The sequence below is a fragment of the Actinocorallia aurea genome, from assembly GCF_054783995.1.
The window spans coordinates 640,812-661,493 of record NZ_BAAGPQ010000002.1; the positions used below are offsets into that span (position 1 = coordinate 640,812).

The 20,682-nt window shown below is 71.3% G+C and carries 22 protein-coding genes; 9 read left to right on the forward strand and 13 right to left on the reverse strand.

The genetic code is table 11. The features are described 5' to 3' along the window. Nucleotides 1-15: 15 nt before the first annotated feature. Nucleotides 16-1,263 (forward strand): TIGR02679 family protein, encoded by a 1,248-nt coding sequence (locus ACYVOM_RS03155; RefSeq protein WP_460301660.1) that lies wholly within the window; start codon nt 16-18, stop codon nt 1,261-1,263. A 115-nt stretch (nt 1,264-1,378) separates the two neighbouring features. Here the strand turns inward: ACYVOM_RS03155 and ACYVOM_RS03160 are convergent, their stop codons facing one another. Together ACYVOM_RS03160 and ACYVOM_RS03165 are read right to left on the reverse strand one after the other, a co-directional pair. Then, nucleotides 1,379-1,957 carry a fasciclin domain-containing protein gene (locus tag ACYVOM_RS03160; RefSeq protein ID WP_460301661.1) on the reverse strand — a complete coding sequence of 193 codons (579 nt, stop codon included), beginning with the start codon at nt 1,955-1,957 and terminating at the stop codon, nt 1,379-1,381. A 266-nt stretch (nt 1,958-2,223) separates the two neighbouring features. Then, nucleotides 2,224-2,883: a TetR/AcrR family transcriptional regulator C-terminal domain-containing protein gene (locus tag ACYVOM_RS03165; protein WP_460301662.1), complete on the reverse strand. Its 660-nt coding sequence runs from the start codon at nt 2,881-2,883 to the stop codon at nt 2,224-2,226. A 106-nt stretch (nt 2,884-2,989) separates the two neighbouring features. Between ACYVOM_RS03165 and ACYVOM_RS03170 the strand changes: the two genes are divergently transcribed. The 5 genes from ACYVOM_RS03170 to ACYVOM_RS03190 all read left to right on the forward strand — a co-directional run bounded on the left by ACYVOM_RS03170 (nt 2,990) and on the right by ACYVOM_RS03190 (nt 7,858). Beyond that, complete coding sequence (locus ACYVOM_RS03170) at nt 2,990-3,934, forward strand: ATP-binding cassette domain-containing protein (protein ID WP_460301663.1); 945 nt, start codon at nt 2,990-2,992, stop codon at nt 3,932-3,934. Continuing rightward, complete coding sequence (locus ACYVOM_RS03175) at nt 3,931-4,716, forward strand: ABC transporter permease (protein WP_460301664.1); 786 nt, start codon at nt 3,931-3,933, stop codon at nt 4,714-4,716. Before ACYVOM_RS03170 ends, ACYVOM_RS03175 begins: the two co-directional genes overlap by 4 nt. 163 nt (nt 4,717-4,879) lie before the next feature. Beyond that, nucleotides 4,880-6,139: an ABC transporter permease gene (locus ACYVOM_RS03180; protein WP_460302341.1), complete on the forward strand. Its 1,260-nt coding sequence runs from the start codon at nt 4,880-4,882 to the stop codon at nt 6,137-6,139. 10 nt (nt 6,140-6,149) lie between these two features. Next, a complete protein-coding gene (locus ACYVOM_RS03185) occupies nt 6,150-7,136 on the forward strand; it encodes an efflux RND transporter periplasmic adaptor subunit (RefSeq protein WP_460301665.1) in 987 nt (328 codons plus the stop codon). Then, on the forward strand, nt 7,133-7,858 hold the full coding sequence (locus ACYVOM_RS03190) for an ABC transporter ATP-binding protein (RefSeq protein WP_460301666.1): 726 nt from the start codon (nt 7,133-7,135) through the stop codon (nt 7,856-7,858). The genes ACYVOM_RS03185 and ACYVOM_RS03190 overlap by 4 nt, the downstream gene beginning before the upstream one ends. Before the next feature lie 3 nt (nt 7,859-7,861). On the opposite strand, the gene ACYVOM_RS03195 is transcribed toward ACYVOM_RS03190, so the two are convergent. Both ACYVOM_RS03195 and dapE read right to left on the reverse strand, forming a co-directional pair. Beyond that, the gene (locus ACYVOM_RS03195) at nt 7,862-8,683 is read right to left on the reverse strand and encodes a hypothetical protein (RefSeq protein WP_460301667.1); all 822 of its coding nucleotides are present in this window, start codon (nt 8,681-8,683) and stop codon (nt 7,862-7,864) included. Nucleotide 8,684: 1 nt separating this feature from the next. Beyond that, entirely contained in the window at nt 8,685-9,776 is a 1,092-nt protein-coding gene (gene dapE, locus ACYVOM_RS03200) for a succinyl-diaminopimelate desuccinylase (protein WP_460301668.1), read from the reverse strand. A 122-nt stretch (nt 9,777-9,898) separates the two neighbouring features. On the opposite strand from dapE, the gene ACYVOM_RS03205 reads away from it, so the two are divergent. After that, nucleotides 9,899-10,684, forward strand: coding sequence for an LOG family protein (locus ACYVOM_RS03205; RefSeq protein WP_460301669.1), 786 nt, complete (start codon nt 9,899-9,901; stop codon nt 10,682-10,684). A gap of 235 nt (nt 10,685-10,919) precedes the next feature. Here the strand turns inward: ACYVOM_RS03205 and ACYVOM_RS03210 are convergent, their stop codons facing one another. From ACYVOM_RS03210 to ACYVOM_RS03235, 6 genes are all read right to left on the reverse strand, one after another. Further along, entirely contained in the window at nt 10,920-12,173 is a 1,254-nt protein-coding gene (locus ACYVOM_RS03210; protein ID WP_460301670.1) for an MFS transporter, read from the reverse strand. A 73-nt stretch (nt 12,174-12,246) separates the two neighbouring features. Further along, nucleotides 12,247-12,612, reverse strand: a complete 366-nt coding sequence (locus tag ACYVOM_RS03215) for a rhodanese-like domain-containing protein (RefSeq protein WP_460301671.1) — start codon at nt 12,610-12,612, stop codon at nt 12,247-12,249. A 76-nt stretch (nt 12,613-12,688) separates the two neighbouring features. Continuing rightward, nucleotides 12,689-12,955: a metal-sensitive transcriptional regulator gene (locus tag ACYVOM_RS03220; protein WP_460301672.1), complete on the reverse strand. Its 267-nt coding sequence runs from the start codon at nt 12,953-12,955 to the stop codon at nt 12,689-12,691. Between the two features lie 57 nt (nt 12,956-13,012). Beyond that, a complete protein-coding gene (locus ACYVOM_RS03225) occupies nt 13,013-13,918 on the reverse strand; it encodes a sulfite exporter TauE/SafE family protein (protein WP_460301673.1) in 906 nt (301 codons plus the stop codon). Then, nucleotides 13,915-14,484 (reverse strand): rhodanese-like domain-containing protein, encoded by a 570-nt coding sequence (locus tag ACYVOM_RS03230; RefSeq protein WP_460301674.1) that lies wholly within the window; start codon nt 14,482-14,484, stop codon nt 13,915-13,917. The genes ACYVOM_RS03225 and ACYVOM_RS03230 overlap by 4 nt, the downstream gene beginning before the upstream one ends. A gap of 145 nt (nt 14,485-14,629) precedes the next feature. Next, entirely contained in the window at nt 14,630-16,018 is a 1,389-nt protein-coding gene (locus ACYVOM_RS03235) for an MBL fold metallo-hydrolase (RefSeq protein WP_460301675.1), read from the reverse strand. Nucleotides 16,019-16,557: 539 nt separating this feature from the next. Here ACYVOM_RS03235 and ACYVOM_RS03240 point away from each other — a divergent pair. Further along, nucleotides 16,558-16,821 (forward strand): metal-sensitive transcriptional regulator, encoded by a 264-nt coding sequence (locus tag ACYVOM_RS03240; protein WP_460301676.1) that lies wholly within the window; start codon nt 16,558-16,560, stop codon nt 16,819-16,821. 280 nt (nt 16,822-17,101) lie between these two features. Here the strand turns inward: ACYVOM_RS03240 and ACYVOM_RS03245 are convergent, their stop codons facing one another. Next, nucleotides 17,102-18,118: an NAD(P)-dependent alcohol dehydrogenase gene (locus ACYVOM_RS03245; protein WP_460301677.1), complete on the reverse strand. Its 1,017-nt coding sequence runs from the start codon at nt 18,116-18,118 to the stop codon at nt 17,102-17,104. A gap of 3 nt (nt 18,119-18,121) precedes the next feature. Beyond that, nucleotides 18,122-18,484, reverse strand: coding sequence for a DUF6285 domain-containing protein (locus ACYVOM_RS03250; protein ID WP_460301678.1), 363 nt, complete (start codon nt 18,482-18,484; stop codon nt 18,122-18,124). Nucleotides 18,485-18,543: 59 nt separating this feature from the next. Here ACYVOM_RS03250 and ACYVOM_RS03255 point away from each other — a divergent pair, with 59 nt between their 5' ends. Then, nucleotides 18,544-19,716: an acyl-CoA dehydrogenase family protein gene (locus tag ACYVOM_RS03255; protein ID WP_460301679.1), complete on the forward strand. Its 1,173-nt coding sequence runs from the start codon at nt 18,544-18,546 to the stop codon at nt 19,714-19,716. A 25-nt stretch (nt 19,717-19,741) separates the two neighbouring features. On the opposite strand, the gene ACYVOM_RS03260 is transcribed toward ACYVOM_RS03255, so the two are convergent. Beyond that, a complete protein-coding gene (locus tag ACYVOM_RS03260) occupies nt 19,742-20,677 on the reverse strand; it encodes a phosphotransferase family protein (RefSeq protein ID WP_460301680.1) in 936 nt (311 codons plus the stop codon). Nucleotides 20,678-20,682 lie beyond the last annotated feature (5 nt).

Below are 20,682 nucleotides of genomic sequence, written 5' to 3' on the forward strand. Positions count from 1 at the left end.
CGAAGGACGGCCCCCGTGTCCGACGACCCCCTCTCCAGCCTGCGCCGCCCCGCCCTCGCCGACCTGCTCGTCTCGGCCAGAACCCGGCTGGAATCCGGCCGTGCCTCGCTGACCGTCGAGGTCGGCTCCGAGGACCTGCACAGGGAGCTCGTAGGGCTGCTCGGGCCCAGGTTCCGGCTCGGCCGCCCGGCCCGCGTCCAGCTGGCGGAGCTGGACGCGGCGGTCCTGGCCCGGACGGGGCTGCCGCTCGCCGAAGCCCTCGCCGAGTTGCACGGCACGCCCCTGCGCGACAAGCGCGCGGAGCGGGCGGCGACGGCGGCCGCCCGCGAGGCCCTTCTCGGGACTGCCGAGTGCAGCGGGCTGATGTCCGAGCCCTGGTACCGCGCCTGGACCGGGGAGCTGCGCGCGGCGTCGAACGGGACGCTCACCCGGCTTCTCGGCTACCCCGGTCGCCTCGCCCTGGCCGTCGGCGTCCTGGAGCGGCTCGACGGCCGCGCGACGACGCTCGCGGAGCTCGCCGACGCGGCGACCGGCGACACGCACGCGCTCGACGCGGAACGACCGCTCAGCACCCTCGTGCTGGCCGCCCTGGCGTCCCGGGCCGGATCGGCCGCGCCCGGCACCGCGGAGGAGCGGCGCGACCTGTGGGAGCGTTTCGGCGTCGCCGAGAACGCCTACAGCAGCACCGTGCTCGTGCTCGGCCTGCCGGCGCGGGGCGAGGTGCTCGGCGAGTGGCTGACGAGCGGCGCCCGGCACGGGACCGCGGTGCGGGTCACGCTGGACGCGCTGGACCGGCATCCCCTCGACCTGGATCCCCTCGTCGTCCACGTGTGCGAGAACCCGTCGGTCCTGAGCGGCGCCGTCCGGGAACTGGGAGCCGCGTGCCCGCCTCTGGTCTGTGCCGAGGGACGGCCCTCGGTCGCGTTCCTTGTGTTCGCCGAGCGGATCGTCGCCTGTGGCGGTTCCCTGCGCTACCACGGGGACTTCGACTGGCCGGGCATCCAGATGACGGCTTCCGCGATCGCCCGCCACGGCGCGGAGCCCTGGCGGATGTCCGCGAAGGATTACCGCGAGGGGCTCGCGTCAGCCGAAGGGTCCGTCTCCAGGCTCCCGCTCAAGGGCGCGGCGCACGAGACCGCCTGGGACCCGGCGCTCGAAGAGGCGATGCGGTCTCACGGTGTCGCCCTCAGCGAGGAGTCCGTGATCCCGACCCTCGTGGCGGACCTGCGCGCGTTCGCACGGGGCCGCGCAGCGCCGCGCTGAGCGCCCGGTCCCTCAGATGCGGGCCGGGCGTTCGGGTGGAGTCGGGCTCGCCTGTGCGCGGGCCTCGGCCCCGCGACCCCACCTATGACGCCCGGCCGGGCCGCGTCGGCGAAGGTCAGGTGGCCGGGGGGACCAGGACCGAGTCGATGACGTAGACGACGGCGTTGGCGGTCTGGATGCCGCCGCAGGTGATCTTGGAGCCGTTCACCATGTAGTCGTAGTTGCTGCCCCGCACGATGACGGGGCTGCCCTCAAGGGTGACGAGGGTGGCGTTCTGGAGGTCGGTCGTCGTCTTCTGGCCGTTGACGACGTGGTAGTTCAGGGTCTTGGCGAGTTCTGTCGGATTCGTCAGGAGCGCGTCGCGCTCGGCCTGCGGGATCGCGTTGAACGCGTCGTTGGTCGGCGCGAAGACGGTGAGGGCGGGCGCGCTGTTCAGGGTGGTGGCGAGCCCTGCGGTCTGGATCGCGGTGTTCAGGGTCGACAGGAAGGGCAGGGACGCCACGGCCGTCGCGACGGGCTGGGTGGCGAGCTGCGCGGTGCTGCCCGCGCCGGTGGCCGGGATCTGCGCGCAGGCCGGGCCGAACGGATCCGCCACGAGCGCGCCGGGAGACGCCGAGGCCGGGGACGCCACCGCGGTGAGGCCGAGTCCGAGGACGAGCGCGGCACCCGCGCCGATCGCCTGCCGCTTCTTCATGACATCCCCCTTTGGCACGATTGGCCGCAATAGCCCTTTTCATTGGTATTCGCCCCCAAAGGGACCGGGACGCACTCGGCGGCCGACCTTGCCCGAAGGCCGCCCGTATTCAGCCCGCCCCTTGACCGCGCAAGCCGCCCGAACACACGCCGAGCCGGGGGAAACCTGATTCAGCGCACAGGCAGGGAACCGACTCCCCCCCATGAGACCGCCTGGTTCAGCGCACAGGCGGGGAGACCCGATACCTACCGTGGAGCCGCCCCGGTTCAGCGCGCGCGCAGGCGGGCTTCGAGGCCGTCGAGGATGATCTCGACGCCGAACTCGAACTTCTCCTGGGCGAGCACCGCCTCGTCGACGCCCGCCTGCTGCTCCAGCCGCGCCCGCAGGCGCGGGTAGGAGGCCGCCACCGCCTCGGCCTCGGCGAGCGCCTCGCGCATCCCCTCGGTCTCCCCCCGCCGGATGACAGGGTCCATGGAGGCGTCGTCCAGGGCGGAGCCCGTGGCGAAGGTGGCGGCGGCGTTGACGGCCCAGTCGAGGTCCCAGCCGGTGAACCCCGCCGCCTCGTAGATGGCGTAGCTGGTGTCCTGGACGCGGGCGACGCCGTGGCCGTAGACGAAGTAGGCGCCGACCGCGGAGACGACCCAGGGGTGGCGGCGCAGCATCGCGTAGACGTCACGGGCGTGCCGCCGGGCCGCCTCGCGCCAGCCGAGTTCCTCGGGGTCGTGGACGCCGACCTCGCTCCAGGCCGTGTCGCAGGCCAGGGAGACGAGGTTCTCCTTGCCGCCGACGTGCCAGTACATCGCGGTGGCCGCCGAGCCGAGGCGCTGCCCCAGCTTGCGCATGCTGAGGCCGTCGATCCCGGACTCGTCGAGGAGGGCGACGGCGGCGTGGACGATCTGCTCTCGGGTCAGGGTCTCGCGGGGCATGCGGACAGCTTATTGCACAGTGTTCAACCCAACTCTTGCACACCGTTCAAGTTTCTTTTACAGTGTTCGAGCAGAGGGACTTGAACACTGTAAAAGAGGAGCGGTGATGACGGACTCGGCGGCGATCAGCGCAGAAGGACTGCGCAAGGCCTTCGACGGCAAGGCGGTGCTGGAAGGAGTCGATCTGCACGCGGCCGAAGGCAGCGTGCTGGCCCTGCTCGGCGCCAACGGCTCGGGCAAGACGACGACGGTGCGGATCCTGTCCACCCTGCTGCGCCCCGACGCGGGCAGCGCCCGCATCGCCGGCCACGACCTGGCGGGCGACCCCGAGGCGGTGCGCCGGTCGATCGGGCTGACCGGACAGTTCGCCGCGCTCGACGGGCTGCTCACCGCGGAAGAGAACCTCCTGCTCATGGCCGACCTGCTCCACCTGCCCAGGCGGGAGGGCCGCCGCCGCGCCGCGGAACTCCTCGAAAGGTTCGACCTGGCCGAGCGCGCGCGCGACACCGCCGCCACCTTCTCCGGCGGTCTGCGCCGCCGCCTCGACCTCGCCATGACGCTCGTCGGAAGGCCGCGCGTCATCTTCCTCGACGAGCCCACGACAGGCCTCGACCCGCGCAGCCGGCACACCCTGTGGGACATCGTCCGCGACCTGGTGGCCGACGGCGTCACCATCCTGCTGACGACCCAGTATCTGGAGGAGGCCGACCGCCTCGCCGACCGGGTCGCGGTCCTGAACGGCGGCCGGATCGTCGCCGAGGGGTCCCCTGCCGAGCTGAAGCGGCGCATCCCGGGCGGCCACGTCCTCCTGCGCTTCCCCGACGAGCGGGCCCTCGCCTCCGCGGGACTCCTCTTCGCCGAAGCCGTCCCCGACACCGAAGGCCTCACCCTGCGCGTCCCCGGCGACGGGGACATCGCGATGCTCCGCGGCGTCATCGACGCCCTGGGCACCGTCTCCTTGGAGCCCGACTCCCTGACCGTCCACACGCCCGATATGGACGACGTCTTCTTCGCCCTCACCGGAAACGCGACCCTGGAGACCTCCCGATGAGCACCGCCCACGCCCTGCGCGACTCCCTGACGATGCTGCGCCGCGACCTCCGCCACCAGCGTCGGTATCCGTCCATGACGATCGCGATCGTCATCATGCCCGTGCTGTTCCTGCTGCTGTTCGTCTACGTCTTCGGCGGGGCGATCGGCCCCGGCATCGGGCTGTCCGGCTCCCGGGACGCCTACGTGAACTACGTCATCCCCGGCATCCTGCTCATGGCGGTGACGTCCGGCACGGTCTCGACCGCGGTCGCGGTGTGCACCGACATGACCGAGGGCATCGTCCAGCGCTTCCGCAGCATGCCCGTCTCCCCGGGTTCGATGGTGACCGGGCACGTGGCGGGCAACATGGTCCAGGTCGCGCTCATCCTCGTGCTGATCTTCGGCATCGCGTTCGGCATCGGCTTCCGGCCCGACGCCTCGCCCGTCGAATGGCTCGCCGCCCTCGGCCTGCTGTTCCTCACCGCCTTCGGGCTGAGCTGGCTGTCGGCCGCGCTGGGCCTGCGCGCGAAGACCCCCGAGGCGGCCAGCAACGCCCCCACCCCGCTGACCTTCCTGCCCTTCCTCGGCAGCGCCGTCGTCACGCCGGAGTCCATGCCGGGCGGCCTGCGCTGGTTCGCCGAGTACCAGCCCTTCACGCCCATCACCGAGACGCTGCGCGGGCTGCTCTTCGGCACTCCCATCGGCGCGGACGCCTACATCGCCCTCGCCTGGTGCCTCGGCCTCGCCGTCGCCGGCCACCTCTGGGCCCGCGCCACCTTCGCCCGGCTGACCCGCTCCTGACCTCACGCTTTTCCCCAGGGCCCTCATTTCCCGAGGGCCCTTTTCGCGTTAGCGATTTACCGCGCAACGGCCTGGAGTCACAGAAACGTCACACCATGATCGGCGGTCCGAAATGTTCGGTAGGGTGAGCCGCCTTGACCGTCGATGATCACCGGGGTTGCGGATGCCGATCTGGGGGCTCATACTCTCCGCGCTCGCGGAAATACGCGTCGGCAAGGTGCGGGTCGTCCTTTCCGCATTCTGCGTGGCCTGCCTCGTCGGCACGGTGACCATTGCCGCGGCCATTTCCTTCCTCACCCAGCAGATGGCCCGGCAATTCTTCGAGGAGCAGTCCGGACGGCCCGGAACGCTGGGCCTGTTCATCGAATTCAAGGAGAACTCGCGGGGAGGCGGCGACATCACGCCCGAGCAGTTCACCCAGGTGCGCGACGCCCTGCGGAGGTACCGGGTCGTCATGTCGCCGCGCGTCTCCATCGAAGCCCAGATCCGCACACCGGCGGGCAAGGTGGTGTCGGGCCGGCCGAGGAACGGGCCGCCCGCCTTCATGACGTTCGGCACCGACAGCTCCCTCGCCGAGATCCGCACGCCGAAGCTCCTCGGGGGCCGCTGGCTGTCCGAGAGCGACGACCTGCGGCTGGAGCCGAGCCTCGTGGTCAGCCAGGGCTTCCTCAAGGCGGCGGGCATCCCGCGCCCGACGGCGCTGGGATCCACCGTCGAACTCGCCACGGGATCGCTCTGGACGCAGGCGCGCATAGTCGGCGTCCTCGACATCGGGCAGGAGATGACGGACCCCTCGGGAATGTCGATGGGCACCATCCCGGAGGTCTACCTGTCGGCCGTCGTCGCCAGCGGCCTGCGCATGCCGATCAACGGCACGCAATTCCTGATGCGAGTGCCGCCGGAGAAGGCCCGGGAGACCGGAAAACGCATCCGGGAGGACGCGAAGACCTGGGAGGGCGTCGCCGGCGTCCACGTCGAACCGCAGTTCGGCGACTTCGGCCAGATCGGCAGAAGCCTGCGGCTGCTCATGTACGGCGCGGCCGTCGCGATGCTGCTTCTCGGCTCGCTCCCGGTCGTGGCCCTCGGCATTTTCGCGGTGCGGCAGCGGCGCAGCGAATTCGGCGTGCACCGGTGTTTCGGCGCGACCGGACCCGACCTCTTCTTCACGGTACTCCTGGAAGCGCTGATCACCTGCACCGCGGCGGGGCTCGCCGGGGTGCTCGCCGCATTCCTCGTCACCGGGCGGGTCGCCGAGTTCGTGATGAAGCGGCAGATGCCCGGCGTGGCGTCACTCGACACGTCCTTCCCCTGGGAGGCCGCCCAGCTCGGGCTCGGCGTCGCCGTCACCGTCGGGCTCTTCACCGGGCTCATCCCGGCGTGGCGCGCGATGCAGAAATCCGTCATCCGGGCGATCCGGGCTTAAGGAGAACCTGATGGGAATCTGGCTGAACCGGGCCGGCAAAGCGGCCATCCTGCTCACCGTCGCCGGGGTCGTCGGGGCCACCGGGTACCTGGCCGGCAACGGGGCCGCCGCGCCCGAGCCCGTCGCGGAGAAGCTTCCGGAACCCGACTTCGAGCCGCGCGTGATCAAGGTGGGCGAGGGCACGATCGTCTCCCGGCTCGTGCTGGACGCGACGGTCCAGGCCGACCCCGCCGTCGGGGTCCGGCCGGAGAAGGGCGGCGAGGTGACCGCGGTCCACGTCAAGTCCGGCGACAAGGTGACGAAGGGGCAGACGCTCCTGACGTTCAAGTACCGGCCTCCGCAGGCCGATCCCAAGAAGAAGCCGCCGAAGGCGCAGACGCTGTATCTGACCGCGTCCGCCGCCGGGGAGATCAAGTCGGTGAACGCGCACGTCGGCACGCCGGTCTCCCCCGGCGAGCCCGCCTTCACCATCGACCGCGGCCTGTTCCGCGCCGTCGCGGCCGTCGAGAGCAAGAACGTCTACAAGCTCTACAACAAGCCCGAGTCCATCAAGCTGCAGATCGACCACGGCCCCGCCCCGTTCGCCTGCCGGCTGCTCGACTACGGCGCGGGCTCGGGCGGCGCGGAGGGAGGTGCGGAGGTCAAGGTGACGTGCCGGATTCCGCTCGGCAAGCGGGTCTTCGCCGGGCTGCCGGGCAAGATGTCGATCCTCACCGACAAGGCCGCCGACGTGCCCGTGGTGCCGCTGTCGGCGGTGCTCGGACAGAGCGGAACCGGCTATGTGACCGTGGTGGTGGACGGGAAGCGGGAGCGGCGCAAGGTGAAGCTCGGCCTCAACGACGGCAAGCAGGTGGAGATCCGGGACGGCCTCGAAGTCGGCGAGCGGATCCTCGACCGGGCGCCCGAGGACGCCGCTTTCTCCGGGCCGGACGACGGCGCGAAGGCCGAAGGCGGCCAGATCGAGGGCGGGCCCCTCGTCATCGAGCAGGTGCCGTGACCCGGCCGGACGTCGAGGCCGCCACGGCCGCCCACACCGCGCCCGCCGTCGAGGTCGCGGGCGTCACGAAGCGCTTCAAGATCCGCGGCAAGCCCGAACCCGTCACCGTGCTGGACGACATCGACCTGACGGTGCACAGCGGTGCGATCGCGTCGATCGTGGGCCTCTCGGGTGCGGGCAAGTCGACGCTGCTCAACATCCTCGGCCTGCTGGACCAGCCCGACGAGGGCAGCATCGGGGTGTTCGGCACCGACACGACGGCGCTCCCGGAAAGGCAGCGGGCCTCCCTGCGCGGGAAGACCATCGGGTTCGTCTTCCAGCAGCTGAACCTGCTGTCCGGGCGGACGGCCCTCCAGCAGGTGGCTGTGCCGCTTCTCTATGAGGGCGGGCGGGCGCTGCGGCAGCGCAGGCGCCTGGCGGAGGAGGCCTTGGCCCGGGTAGGCCTCGCCGAGCGCCTGCACTCCAAGGTGTCGGAGCTGTCCGGCGGGGAACAGCAGCGCGTCGCGATCGCCCGCGCGTTGATCCGCGACCCCCGTCTGATCCTCGCCGACGAGCCCACCGGCGCCCTCGACCCCGTCACCGCCGACCAGGTCATGGACCTGCTGTTCCGCACGGCCCGCGAGGACGGCCGCGCGCTCATCCTCGTCACCCACGACCTGGCCTTGGCCCGCCGGGCCGACTCCGTCCACACCCTCGACGCCGGCCGCCTGACCGCCTCGTAGCGGTCAGCGGATGAGGACGCGGTCCTTGGGGGACTTCGCGTCCTTGGTCCAGCCGTCGTGCCCGGTCGCGGCGGTCCAGGTGAGGCCCGCGTGGCGGACCTCGGTGAGGCCGTAGGTCTCGGCGTGGGCGACGGCCCAGGCCGCGAGGGACTTCCCGGTGGCGGCCTCGGCGTCGGGGACGGTGACGGCGTCGCCTTCGGCCTTCAGGTCCTTGCCGAAGGTGCGGCGGAGTTCGGCGAAGGCCTTCGCCGGGTCGGGCCGCACGCCGTCGCCGGGGCGGTACCAGCAGGTGACCTCGGCGTCCGGGCCGCCCGTGAAGCCCGCGGCGAGGATCTCGGCCATCCGCTCGTGCTGGGCGTACAGGGAGCCGTCGAAGCTGCGCTGCACCTCCTGGGCCGCCTCGTGCAGGTCCTTTTCGGCGTAGCCGCGCACCTTCACCAGGGCGTCGTAGAACTTGCCCGAGGCGTAGACCGGGTCCTGGAGCTGGTCGGCGTCGCCCCAGCCCTGGGAAGGCCGCTGCTGGAAGATGCCGACGGAGTCGCGGTCGCCGTAGGCGAGGTTCTCGATGTGCGACTCCTGCTCGGCGGTCGCGTAGGCGATCACCACGGCCCGCTTGGGCAGGTCCTTGCGGTGCGCGACACCGGCGATGGTCGCGGCGTTGGCCGCCTGGCTCAGGCTGAGCTGGATCTCGCCCTTCGGCGAGGTGATCCGGCAGCCGTCGCTGAGCAACACCTTGTGCGCGGCGCTGAACAGCCGGTAGCCGCCGTAGCCGATCGCGGCCACCAGGCCGACCGCGAGAAGACCCGCCAGGGCTCGCCAGCGCATCTCAGCCTCCGGAAAGCCAGGTGCGAAGCCGCTGCTCGCAGACGGCGACCGAGGCGAGGGACACCCGCTCGTCCTTGTGGTGGGCGAGGGTCGGATCGCCGGGGCCGAAGTTCACGGCGGGCACGCCGAGGCCGGAGAAGAGCGAGACGTCCGTCCAGCCCAGCTTCGCCCGGACCTTCCCGATCTCGACGGCCTTCTCCAGCTCGACATCGGTCACCGAGCGGACGAAGGCGCGCGCGGCGGGGTGCTGGAGGCCCGGCCGGGCCCCCTCGCTGGCGTCGACGACCTCCACCTCATAGCCGTCGAACAGCTCGCGCAGGTAGGCCTCGGCCTGGGCGAAGTCCTTGTCGGGGGCGTAGCGGTGGTTCACCGAGAGCATGCAGGAGTCCGGGACGACGTTGCGGGCCACGCCGCCGGAGGCGAAGACCGCGTTCAGGCCCTCGTGGTAGGTGATGCCGTCGACGACCGGGCGCTCGGCCACGTAGGCGTTCAGCAGGTCGAGCGCGGGCTTCATCTTGTGGATCGCGTTCTCGCCCATCCACGAGCGGGCCGTGTGCGCGCGGGCGCCCCGGGCCGTCACGTCCACGGTGATGACCCCCTGGCAGCCGCCCTCGACCTCGCCGCCGGTCGGCTCCATGAGCACCGCGAAGTCCGCGGCGAGCAGCTCGGGCCGGGTCTCGGCCAGGCGCTTCAGCCCGTTGCGGTCGGCGCTGACCTCCTCGCACTCGTAGGCGACGAAGGTGATGTCGCGCGTGGGCTCGGCCAGGGTCGCCGCGAGGTGGAGCAGGACGGCCAGGCCGCCCTTCATGTCGCAGCTGCCCAGCCCCCACAGGGTGTCGCCGTCGGGGTCGAGCCGGGAGGGCATGTTGCCGTTCACCGGCACGGTGTCGATGTGGCCGGCGAGCACGACGCGCTCGGCCCGGCCGAGGTGGGTGCGGGCCACGAGGGTGTCCCCGTCGCGGACGACCTCAAGGTGCGGATGGGCGCGCAGCCCCGCCTCGATGGCGTCGGTCAGCGCGCGCTCGGACCCGCTCTCGGACGGGGTGTCGACGAGGGCCCTGAGCAGCGAGGTGACGTCCTGCGAGAGATCCATGTCGGTTGAGCTTACTTCGCCCGGGGACCGGTGAGTGCGTCCGGCCGGGAGCCTTCTCGCCTTCCCCTCGGGACCGGGTCGCCGCCCGTGGGCGGACGCCTCCCCGCGTTACGGTGAGGCGCATGGACGAAACAGCTCACCGCCGGGCCCCCGCGACGCTGCGGGGCCGCTCCCGCCCTTCGACCACGCATGATCAGCGCCTGCTGGACGAGCGCGGATCGGCCGAGTGGCTGCACAAGGACCCGTGGCGGGTCCTGCGCATCCAGGCGGAGTTCGTCGAGGGTTTCGGGCTGCTCGCCGAGCTCGGCCGGGCCGTCAGCGTCTTCGGGTCGGCGCGGCTCAGGCCGGGCAGCCCCTACTACGCGCTGGCCGAGGAGGTCGGCCGCCGTCTGGCCGCCGCGGGCTACGCCGTCATCACCGGCGGCGGCCCCGGCATCATGGAGGCCGCCAACAAGGGCGCCGACGAGCACGGCCCGTCGGTCGGCCTCGGCATCGAGCTGCCCTTCGAGCAGGGCATGAACGACTACGTCGACCTCGGCATGCAGTTCCGCTACTTCTTCGTCCGCAAGACGATGTTCGTCAAGTACTCGCAGGCCTTCGTCGTCCTGCCGGGCGGATTCGGCACCCTGGACGAACTCTTCGAGGCGATCACCCTGGTGCAGACCCGGAAGATCACCAGGTTCCCGATCGTCCTGATGGGCGTCTCCTTCTGGCGGCCCCTCATGGACTGGATCACCGGAACTCTGCAGGCAGAGGGCCTTATCTCTCCGGACGACCCCACCCTCCTCCACCTGACCGACGACCCCGAAGAGGCCGTCCGCATCGTCATCGAGGGCCATATGAACGCCGCCCAGGCCGGCATCGAGGCCCGCGTCCAGGCCGCCACCGCCGAGGACGCCAGCTCGTGATCTTACGAAGATGGCCTCCACTCCTTCCTGGTGTGCGGTAATCGAATGTTCTCGACCAGCTGCCGGGTTCGGGCGGACCGCCGGGGTCATGAAGTTCCCCACCGGGACCGTCGGGCGCTGTCCGAGGTCCCGTGAGATCCGCCGCCGCGACCTGGAGTCCGCAACGGCCTGATGCTCGCCTCCGGCTCCGGGCCCGTCCAGGGCCGCATCGAGTCGGCCGTGCAAGGCGGGTAGCTCAGTCGGTGATCCAGCGGGCGGCGAGGAGGCCGGAGGCGGCGGTGAGGGCGGCGGCGGCGATGACGGTGGCGTTCAGGCCGAGGGTGTCGGCGAGGACTCCTGCAACGAGGGCGCCGGCGGCGTAGCCGATGTCACGCCAGAAGCGGTAGGTACCGAGGGCGTTGACGCGCCAGGTGGGGTGGGCATGGTCGGAGACGGAGGCGATGAGGGCGGGGTAGACCATGGCGGTGCCGAGACCGAGGGCGACGGCGGACAGGACGCCGGCGAGCAGAGGCTCGTCCAGCAGGGCGAGGACGAGGACGAAGCCGATGGCCTGGACGAGCATGCCGGCGACGATGAGGGGTCTGCGGCCGACGCGGTCGGCAAGGTGGCCGCTGGGGATCTGGCCGATGCCCCACAGGACGGGATAGAGGCCCTTGATCAGGCCGACGGCGGCCAGCCCTAGACCGTGCTCGGTGAACAGGAGCGGGAAGACGCCCCAGGTCAGGCCGTCGTTGAGGTTGTTGACGAGTCCGGCCTGGCTGGCGCCGCGCAATGAGCGGTCGCGCCAGGAGGTGCGGGCGAACGTGGCCGCCACGCCGGTCTTCGCGTCGGACGGCAGGGGCTCGGGGTGCTGGGCGAGTTCGAGGGCCACGTGCCCGGCGGTGTCCCGCACGACGAGCGACAGCGCGAGCCCGGCGGCGACGAAGACGACGCCGAGCAGTTCCGGGACGGGGCGTAGACCGTGAGAGGTGGCGAGGTAGCCGGTGAACAAGGCGGTGGCTCCGACGGCGGTGTACCCGGCGGCCTCGTTGAGGCCGGTGGCCAGGCCGCGCCGGGCGGGACCGACGAGATCGATCTTCATGTTGACGGTCATCGACCAGGCCAGTCCCTGGTTGAGCCCGAGCAGGACGTTCGCGGCGACGATCCAGGCCCAGGACGGCGCCCAGGCGAGCATGAAGGGGACGGGGACGCCGATCAGCCAGCCGGCCAGGAGGAGCTGCCGGCGGCTGAAGCGGGCGGTAAGGGCTCCGGCGGCGAGGTTGGTCAGGGCCTTCGTGAGACCGAAGGCGATGATGAACGAGAAGACCGCCAGGTCGCTGGTCAGGCCGAAGACGCCGGTGCCGAGGAGCGGCACGGTAGTGCGTTCCAGGCCCACCAGGCCGCCGACGGCCATGTTGACGACGACGAGGAGCGTGAACTGGACGCGATTCTCCCGGAGCCCGAGACGCACGGCGGACCGGGAGGTCCGCTTCGTCGTGGTGTTGGTCATGTGTCGGCCTTGAACTGTGCGGGTGCGGTCGGAGGCGCCGGCCCGGCCCTCTGCGGGCCGGGCCGGCCCACGGTCATGCCACCGAGCCGTTGTTCCCGTGTCCGTCGACCACCGGGTGCCCGGCAGAGGCCCACCCCTTCATGCCGCCCCTGACGTCCACCGCGTCCATGCCGCGCTCGGCCAGCAGTTCGGTGGCCTTCTGCGAGCGGTTCCCGCTGCGGCAGATCACCACCAGCGGCCGCCCCTGAGCGGCCCGCGGCAGGGCCGCTCCCGCGGCCAGAGCGGACAGGGGCGCGTGCACGGCGCCGGGTGCGCGCCCGGCGTCCCACTCGCCCCGCTCGCGTACGTCCAGCAGGACCGCGCGGGCGTCGGCGCCCTGGGTGCGCCGGCGGGCCTCTTGCACGGTGACGCGCTTTTCGTTCTGGGAGAACAGGAACATCACAAGATCCTTTCGGAGTGGTCGTGTTCAGGAGGTGGAGGATTCGCCGACTGTCCGGAGTCGGGCGGCCACGTGGTCACGCGAGGGCGAGGAACAGCTTCTCCAGTTCCTCTTCCGTCATCGATGAGGAGTCGCCCTCGCCGCCTGCGAGGCACTGACGCATACCGCTGGCGACGATCTTGAATCCGGCCCGGTCGATGGCGCGTGAGACGGCGGCGAGCTGGGTGACGACGTCCGCGCAGTCGCGGCCGTCGTCGATCATGGTGATGATTCCCGCGAGCTGGCCCTGGGCGCGGCGCAGCCGGTTCAGGACCGCGGCCACCGCCTCTTCCTGTACCTTCACCGGGCTTCTCCTTCGTGCGTGATGAGATGTGGCGTGCGTTTCCCCTGGGATGCGGTGTCAGGAGCGCATGCTCAGCTCTCGGGTCTTCTCCGGCGGCGCTTCGCCGACGGTTCGCGCCCGACGCCTGCTCGCCAGCGTCCCGGCCACGGCCACGGCCACCGTCGCGGCGAGCGCGGCGCCGATCTTGGTCATTGGACTGGTCCACACGGCGGAGGGCACCTGCTGGCTGAGGACGAAGACACCCATCACGACGACGAACCAGCCGAATGCCTTGCGCAGCGTGTCCTGCGGGATCCGTCCGGCGAAGCGGCTGCCGATCAGGCTGCCGACGACCGCCGCGGCGGTCACCATCAACGCCAGACTCCAGTCGATCTGGACGCCGGCCAGGTGACCGGCGAGCCCGGAGAACGACTTCATCGCGATGACCAGCAGCGAGGTGCCGACCGCGACGCTCATGGGCAGTCCGCCCAGCAGGGCGAGAGCGGGGACGACCAGGAAGCCGCCGCCGGAGCCGACCAACCCGGTGACCGCGCCGACCACCAGGCCTTCGACGATCACATGCTTCACCGGCAGCTCGGTGGGCGCGGCCTTGTGCGTGGCCTTGCGGCCCGCGCCCTTGCGGAGCATGGCCACGGCGGTGGCCAGCATCATCAGCGCGAACGCGACGAGCAGGACGGTGCCGGGGATGGGCTCGGCCAGACGGCCGCCACCGTACGCGCCGACCATGCTGACCGAGCCGAAGATCAGTCCGGTCCGCCAGCGCACGCGGTGCGCGCGGGCATGCGGGATCAGTCCGACCAGGCTGGTGACGCCCACCACGAACAGGGAGGTGGCGATGGCCTCCTTGCTGTCCTGCCCGGCCAGGTAGACGAGGATCGGCACGGTCAGGATGGATCCGCCGCCGCCCAGGATGCCCAGGCTGATGCCGATCAGGATGGAGGCCGCGAGGACGAGGGCGATCACGACCGGTCCCGCAGGGAGGCGATGACGGTGCGGATGTCGGTGCGCGGACCGCGGTTGTAGGGCAGCTTGGACAGCATCATGCCCATCGCGCAGGTGTTGCTCACCGCGGCGAAGGTCAGTCCGGCACCGATCGCGGTGCCGATCAGGTGCACGCCGGGGACGAAGAAGCCGACGACGCCGCTGACCAGGACGACCGAGCCGGCGATGAGCCGGACCTGGCGCTCCAGTTCCCAGCGCTCGGGACCGCGGTCGACCGGGGCCCCGGCCGCCTCCCAGGCCATCATGCCGCCGTCCAGGACGCGCAGATGGGGCAGACCGGCCTCCGCGAGCGCCTGCTGGGCCTGCGAGGCACGGGCGCCGGAGCGACAGATCAGCACCACGTCCTCATCCAGGTGGCGGCGCAGTTCCGCGCGGTGCTCGCGCAGGGTGTCCAGGGGGACGTTGTAGGCGCCGGGGATGTGGCTGGTCTGGAACTCGCCGGGCGTGCGCACATCCAGCAGGCGAGCGGCGCCGCCGTTGTTGATCATGTGCTGGAGGGCAGCGGGTGTGAAGGCTGTGGTCGTCATGAGAACTCCGTGAGGTGAAGCGGATCCGTGCAGGGCACGGGCCGGAAAAAGCAGGAATGCCGGGGAGGGCCGGCGCACCCGCGCCGAGGACGGTCAGGGCGGAAACTCCCTGTCGCGGGTGCACCGGTGGCTTCGGCCCGCCGGGTCAGACGGCGGCGGGAGTGTTCAGCAGGGCCCAGGCGGCCCAGCCGCCGAGCACGTCGGAGACGTCCTGAAAGCCCTGACTGCGCAGCAGGCTTGCCGCGATGGAGGAGCGGTGACCGCCCGCGCAGTGCAGGACCAGCGGCTTGTCGCGCGGGATCTCGTCCAGACGGCGGGGCAGCTCGCCGAGCGCGATGTGCAGAGCGCCCTCGATGAACCCGTTCTCGCCGCGCTCGCCGCAGTTGCGGACATCGATCACGACCGGCGGGTTGTCGCCCTTCAGCTCGGCGCGCAACTGGGCCGCGGTCAGGCGGCTGGCCGGGGCGACCTCGTCGGCCATCGTCTCCAGCGCCTCGTCGGGGGAGGCCAGGTAGCCGGTCACCTGGTCGAAACCGATCCGCGCGAGCCGGGTGACGATCTCCTCCTCGCGGCCCTCCGGAGCCACGACCAGCAGCTCCGCGCCGAGCGGCAGGACGGTGCCGGCCTGCTCGGCGAACCGGCCGTCGGCGGGGACATTGATCGCCCCGCGCAGGTGCCCGGCGGCGAACTCCTGCGGGTCACGGGCGTCGACCACCGCGGCACCCGCCGCACGCCGGGCCAGGAGGTCCTCCACGCCCAGCGCCTGCGGCGCGCTCGTCGGGTCGAACAGCTCCCGCTCCCGGCGGTTGAGGTCCGCGTCGTAGGCGAAGTAGCCGGGAGCGGCGGACTGGCCGGCGGTGACGATCGCGACGAAGTCCTGTTCGCTCATCGGGGCGCACGCGTAGTTGGTGGCCCGCTGCTCGCCGATCGTCGACTGCCGCTCGGTGGAGAGGTTCTTACCGCAGGAGGAGCCGGCGCCGTGGGCCGGGAACACGCGCGCCTCGTCGGGCAGACTCATCAGCTTGTTCTGCACGCTGTCGTGCAGCATCGCCCCGAGCTCGTCGGCGGTCACCCCGACCGAGGCCAGCAGGTCCGGACGGCCGACGTCGCCGATGAACAGGGCGTCGCCGGTCAGCACGCCGTACGGAACGGCGTCATCGGCGTGCTCGTAGACGAGCACGCTGATCGATTCCGGGGTGTGACCGGGGGTCTCCATGATCTTCAACGTGACGTCGCCGAGGCTGATCGTGTCGCCCTCGGCGAGCTTGCGGATCGCGTACTCGGTCTCCGCGCGCCGCCCGTAGCCGATCCACGCGCCGGTACGGGCGGCCATCTCCAGGTGACCGGCGACGAAGTCCGCGTGGAAGTGCGTGTTGATGACACCGACCACGGTGAGACCGCGGGCCTCGGCATCGTTCAGGTACTCGGACACGTCCCGGCGCGGGTCGACGACCACGGCCCGTCCGGTGGACTCGTCGGCGATCATGTAGGACGCCTGCGAGAGGCACTCGAGGTAGTACTGCGTGAAGAACACGGAAACCTCCGTAACAAGATGGGCGACATACCCGGGGGGGTATTATTCGGACCGAAAGGTGCCCCTCCGGAGAGAACGGGCGCAGGGGGCAGGGCGGCGGTGCGGAGTCAACGACTCCCGCCACCACGGCTCGCGTGCGCCGACGGCGGACCGACGGCACCGGGGCGCGGACGGGGCGCGGACGGGGCGCGGACGGGGCGTCCGTGCGGCCACGCCGCAGCCGCGGCCGAGACCTGCTAGATACCCCCTGGGGTATTAATACGACCATAGGGGACAAGTGCTTGCACGTCAAATACCCCTAGGGGTATCTATCGGTCGCTCAGCGGAGCCGTGCGGCGACACCCCGCGCCCGCTCGGCCGCCCCGCCGATGCGGACGGGGTCGCACGGTGGACCGGCGGCCAGACATCCGGAACGGCGATCCATCCGCCGGACGGCGCCGCATCCTCCCGCCTGGGAGATCACATGGCAGGCGGGGCCATGACGGTCCGGTTTTCATACCCCTTTGGGTATTCTTGGGGAAAATGAAGGAGGACGCTCGATGCAGGTGGACGAAGAATCGATGCGGCCCGTCCTGAACCGCCTGCGGCGGGCTCAGGGGCAGCTGGGGGCCGTGATCTCGATGATCGAGGCGGGCCGTGACTGCAAGGACGTCGTGACGCAACTCGCGGCGGTCTCCCGGGCCCTGGACAGGGCCGGATTCAAAATCGTGGCCAGCGGAATGCGCCAGTGCCTTGCCGGGGACTCCGACACCCCGCCGATGTCAGAGGAAGAACTGGAAAAGCTCTTCCTCACCCTCGCCTGATCCCGGCCGCCGTACCGTCGGCGCGTCTCGTACGCTGCGGATCTTCCGGGCGGTGCGATGGCGGGGTCGGCGGCGACGGCCGCGCCGTCTACCACCCGGTTGCCTGCCGACCCTGCGCATCAAGAGCGCGGGGGCTCATCGAGCCCCGCAGCGGTTGTTGAACCAGGCGCCGAGGGAGGCGAGCCGGAGATCGGCGTTCTCGATGTCGACACTGCGGTTCATGTCGTTGGTCCCGATGGCAGGAGCACGACGTTGGGCCGGTGGCGGCTGGACGCCCCCCTCAGAAGATGAGGACGGGTTTGACTGCCTCGCCGGATTTGGCGGCGGTGACCGCCTTGTCGATGTCGGCGAACGCGTAGGTGGTGACGAGGCGGTCCAGGGGAAGGGCCCCGGAGCGGTAGTGGTCGATGAGTTCGGGGATGAAGCGCTGGGGGATGGCGTCGCCCTCGATGGAGCCGCGGATGCCCCGGCCGTTCATGAGGTGGCGCTGGTCCAGCTCGACGGGGTTCTTCTGGCCCTGGAAGCCGACGGTGACGCACTGGCCGGGAGCCGCGAGGGACTTGACGGCCGAGCGGACGACGTCGGGGTAGCCGATGCACTCGACGGCGTAGTCCATCGCGTTGAACGGGGCCTCAGAAGGGTCGACGGCTTCCGTCGCGCCCAGCTCCAGAGCCAGCGCGCGACGCGACGGCTGGGGGTCGACGGCCACGATCCGCTCGCAGCCCGCGATCCGGGCGGCCATGACGGCGCTCAGCCCAACGGCGCCGAGGGCGAAGACGGCAAGGGAGGAGCCCGCCTCCGGGCGCAGGACGTTGAGGACGGCTCCCGCCCCCGTCTGGACGCCGCACCCTAGAGGGGCGAGGACTTCCAGCGGGAGGTCGTCGGGAACGCGGATGACGTTGCGTTCGGTGGTCACGGTGAACGTGGCGAAGGAGCCTTGGCCGAGGAGCCTTGGGCCGAGGTAGTTGAGCTGGAGGAAGTCGGCGCAGTAGGCCATCCTGCCGTTCTCGCAGGCGGGGCACACGCCGCACCACGAGTAGCTGAGGACCACGTGGTCGCCGGCTTCGACCCCGCTGACGGCCGCCCCCACCGCCTCGACGACGCCCGCGCCCTCGTGGCCGAGGATCTGGCCCGGCACCACGGGGTTGGCCGCGGTGACGAGATCGGTGTGGCAGACGCCGGAGGCGACGAGCCGGACCAGCACCTCTTCGGGTCCGGGCTCGCGCAGCTCGACGGAACGCCGCTCGAAGCGGCCCTCGGGTGCGGTCGGGAAGGCCGCCTCGACGGTATAAGTCACTGCTTACTTATATCCTTCGCCGGCCGCGGCGACGTAACCCGGGTGGGCCACTTCGAGCTTGGCCCGGGCGGCGTCCAGCAGCTCGCCGCGCACCTCCGCGTAGCGGTCGTCGAGGTCACCGTCGCGGATCGCCCGGGCGAGCGCGGCGTCGTCGGCGCAGCCGAGCCGCGCGAGCCGGTCACGGTGCTCGGCCTCGTGCCGCGACCCCTCGGCGAGTTCGCGCTCGACCATCCCGAGGACGTTCGCGGCGACCAGGGCGTGGAAGCGCAGGCGACCCGAGGCGGAGGGCATCACGTCCCGCTCCAGGAACTCGCGGACGGACTCCACGAGTTGCGCGGCGGTCGGCACATCGTGCGGCTGGGGCATGGCGCGGCATTCCCTTCACAAGACAGAATGCGATTCTAGTCGAACGAAGGGCGAAGTCCATGAGCTTCGAGATCCCCACCTCCGTACGCCCCCTGCGCGACGCCGTCTACGCGTTCATGACCGAGCGCGTGGAGCCGGCCGAGGAGGCGCTGCACGCGGGAGACACCGACCTGCTGCGCAAGCTGCAGCAGGAGGCCAAGGCCGAAGGGCTGTGGGCGCTGGGCCACCCCAAGGAGATCGGCGGAGGCGGCCTGCCGTTCCTGGACTACGTGTACATCAACGAGGTCCAGGGCCGTAGTGAGTTCGGCCAGCTCGCCCTGGGGACGTTCACCCTCCAGGACTCCCTCATGCTGCACAAGTACGCGGCCGACAGCCAGCGGATGAGGTTCCTCGCGCCCCTCGTGCAGGCCGACATCTGGCCGTCCTTCGCCATGACCGAGCCGGGCCTCTCCAGCTCCGACCCCACCCAGCTCACCACGACCGCCGAACTCGTCGACGGCGAGTGGGTCATCCGCGGCCGCAAGTGGTTCACCACCGGGGCCGACCGGGCCGCGTACACGACGGTCATGTGCCGGACCGAGACCGACGCGAGCCCGTACCTGTCGTTCAGCATGATCCTCGTGCCCACGGACACGCCCGGGTACAACATCATCCGGGACACCCCCGTCCTCGGCCTCGACGGCGGCCACATGGAGGTCGCCTACGACGACGTCCGCGTCCCGGAGGAGAACCTCCTCGGCCCGCGCGGGCACGGCTTCGTCATCGCCCAGGAGCGCCTCGGGCCGGGCCGGATCTTCCACTGCATGCGCTGGCTCGGCCAGGCCCAGCGCGCGTTCGACCTGCTGTGCCGCAGGCTGCACGAGCGGGAGGCGTTCGGCGGGCCGCTCGCCGACAAGCAGCTCCTCCAGCAGCACGTCTTCGAGTCCTACGCCGAGATCCAGTCCGCGCGCCTGCTCACCCTGCACGCCGCGCACGAGATCGACAAGGGCGGCCAGGCGCGGGTCGAGATCGGCGCGATCAAGGTCGCGGGCGCGCGGATGCTGCACAACGTCATCGACCGCGCGATCCAGGTGCACGGCGCCGAGGGCCTGACCGGCGACACCCCGCTGGACCGCATGTACCGCCACGCCAGGGCCGGCCGCATCTACGACGGCCCTGACGAGGTGCACATCAGCCGCACCGCCCAGCGGATCCTCAAGGTCTACGAGAAGGGCGGCAGCTTCACCTTCTAGGCCCGCCGGCCAGACCCGCAAGGACCTAGACGAGGGCGGTGAGCAGGTCGAACTCGTTCTCGGCGACCCGGCGGCCGAGGGCCGCGAGCTCGACCGAGCGCTCACCGCCCGTCAGGTGGCGGCTCGTCTGCACGATGCAGATGATGCCCCACCGCAGCACGCCGTACAGCTCCCACCAGCGCAGGGCCTCGCGGTCGACCTTCGTGCCCGAGGCCCGCTCGTAGGCCTCCACGAGCTCGTCGTAGCCGCCGAAACCGCCGACCGGGAGCGGCGAGCCGAACCGCCAAGGCTTGGCGCAGAGCCACCCGAGGTCCTCCAGGGGGTCCCCGACGTGGGACAGCTCCCAGTCGAGGACGGCCCGGACGCCGTCGGGGCCGATGATGAGGTTGCCGTTGCGGAAGTCGCCGTGCACGACCGTCGAGGCCGACGGCTCAGGGCGGGTCAGCCGGAGCCTGCGCAAGGCGAGTTCCAGAGCGGGATAGGGATCGGGGAAGCCGTCGAGGACCAGCTCCCACAGGTCGAACTGGTCCTCGTCCGGCAAACCCGGCACGCTGTCGGCGGGGATCCGGTGGATCGAGGCGAGGATCTCGCCGCACTCGGCGGCAAGTCCCGCGCGCGCTTCGGCGAGTTCGGGGGCGCGGAGGATCCTGCGCGGGATCGTCTCGCCCTCGATCCGGCTCATGACGATGTAATCCTCGCCCGCGGCCACCACCTCCGGGCTGGGCGCGCCCACCGCCGCGGCGGCGCGCATCAGGGCCGCCTCGACCTCCAGGGAGTTGCCCGTGGCCGCTCCGCCCGGCGTGTCGCGGCGCAGGATCAGCGCGTGCCGCTCACCCGTCCCGGTGACCGCGTCGAACGCCGTGGTCAGCCGGGAGGCGCCGGCGCTGTCCCGGCGCAGGCCCTCGATCCTGAGGTCCGGTCCGTAGATCCCGCCCAGTACCTCGTGCAACAGCTCTTCCATCCCGA

Bases quoted from the DNA above. Each gene is read 5' to 3' on its own strand.
- ACYVOM_RS03160 (WP_460301661.1), bottom strand. From the start codon at position 1,957: ATGAAGAAGCGGCAGGCGATCGGCGCGGGTGCCGCGCTCGTCCTCGGA.
- ACYVOM_RS03165 (WP_460301662.1), bottom strand. From the start codon at position 2,883: ATGCCCCGCGAGACCCTGACCCGAGAGCAGATCGTCCACGCCGCCGTC.
- ACYVOM_RS03170 (WP_460301663.1), top strand. From the start codon at position 2,990: ATGACGGACTCGGCGGCGATCAGCGCAGAAGGACTGCGCAAGGCCTTC.
- ACYVOM_RS03175 (WP_460301664.1), top strand. From the start codon at position 3,931: ATGAGCACCGCCCACGCCCTGCGCGACTCCCTGACGATGCTGCGCCGC.
- ACYVOM_RS03180 (WP_460302341.1), top strand. From the start codon at position 4,880: ATGCCGATCTGGGGGCTCATACTCTCCGCGCTCGCGGAAATACGCGTC.
- ACYVOM_RS03185 (WP_460301665.1), top strand. From the start codon at position 6,150: ATGGGAATCTGGCTGAACCGGGCCGGCAAAGCGGCCATCCTGCTCACC.
- ACYVOM_RS03195 (WP_460301667.1), bottom strand. From the start codon at position 8,683: ATGCGCTGGCGAGCCCTGGCGGGTCTTCTCGCGGTCGGCCTGGTGGCC.
- dapE (WP_460301668.1), bottom strand. From the start codon at position 9,776: ATGGATCTCTCGCAGGACGTCACCTCGCTGCTCAGGGCCCTCGTCGAC.
- ACYVOM_RS03205 (WP_460301669.1), top strand. From the start codon at position 9,899: ATGGACGAAACAGCTCACCGCCGGGCCCCCGCGACGCTGCGGGGCCGC.
- ACYVOM_RS03210 (WP_460301670.1), bottom strand. From the start codon at position 12,173: ATGACCAACACCACGACGAAGCGGACCTCCCGGTCCGCCGTGCGTCTC.
- ACYVOM_RS03215 (WP_460301671.1), bottom strand. From the start codon at position 12,612: ATGTTCCTGTTCTCCCAGAACGAAAAGCGCGTCACCGTGCAAGAGGCC.
- ACYVOM_RS03230 (WP_460301674.1), bottom strand. From the start codon at position 14,484: ATGACGACCACAGCCTTCACACCCGCTGCCCTCCAGCACATGATCAAC.
- ACYVOM_RS03240 (WP_460301676.1), top strand. From the start codon at position 16,558: ATGCAGGTGGACGAAGAATCGATGCGGCCCGTCCTGAACCGCCTGCGG.
- ACYVOM_RS03250 (WP_460301678.1), bottom strand. From the start codon at position 18,484: ATGCCCCAGCCGCACGATGTGCCGACCGCCGCGCAACTCGTGGAGTCC.
- ACYVOM_RS03255 (WP_460301679.1), top strand. From the start codon at position 18,544: ATGAGCTTCGAGATCCCCACCTCCGTACGCCCCCTGCGCGACGCCGTC.
- ACYVOM_RS03260 (WP_460301680.1), bottom strand. From the start codon at position 20,677: ATGGAAGAGCTGTTGCACGAGGTACTGGGCGGGATCTACGGACCGGAC.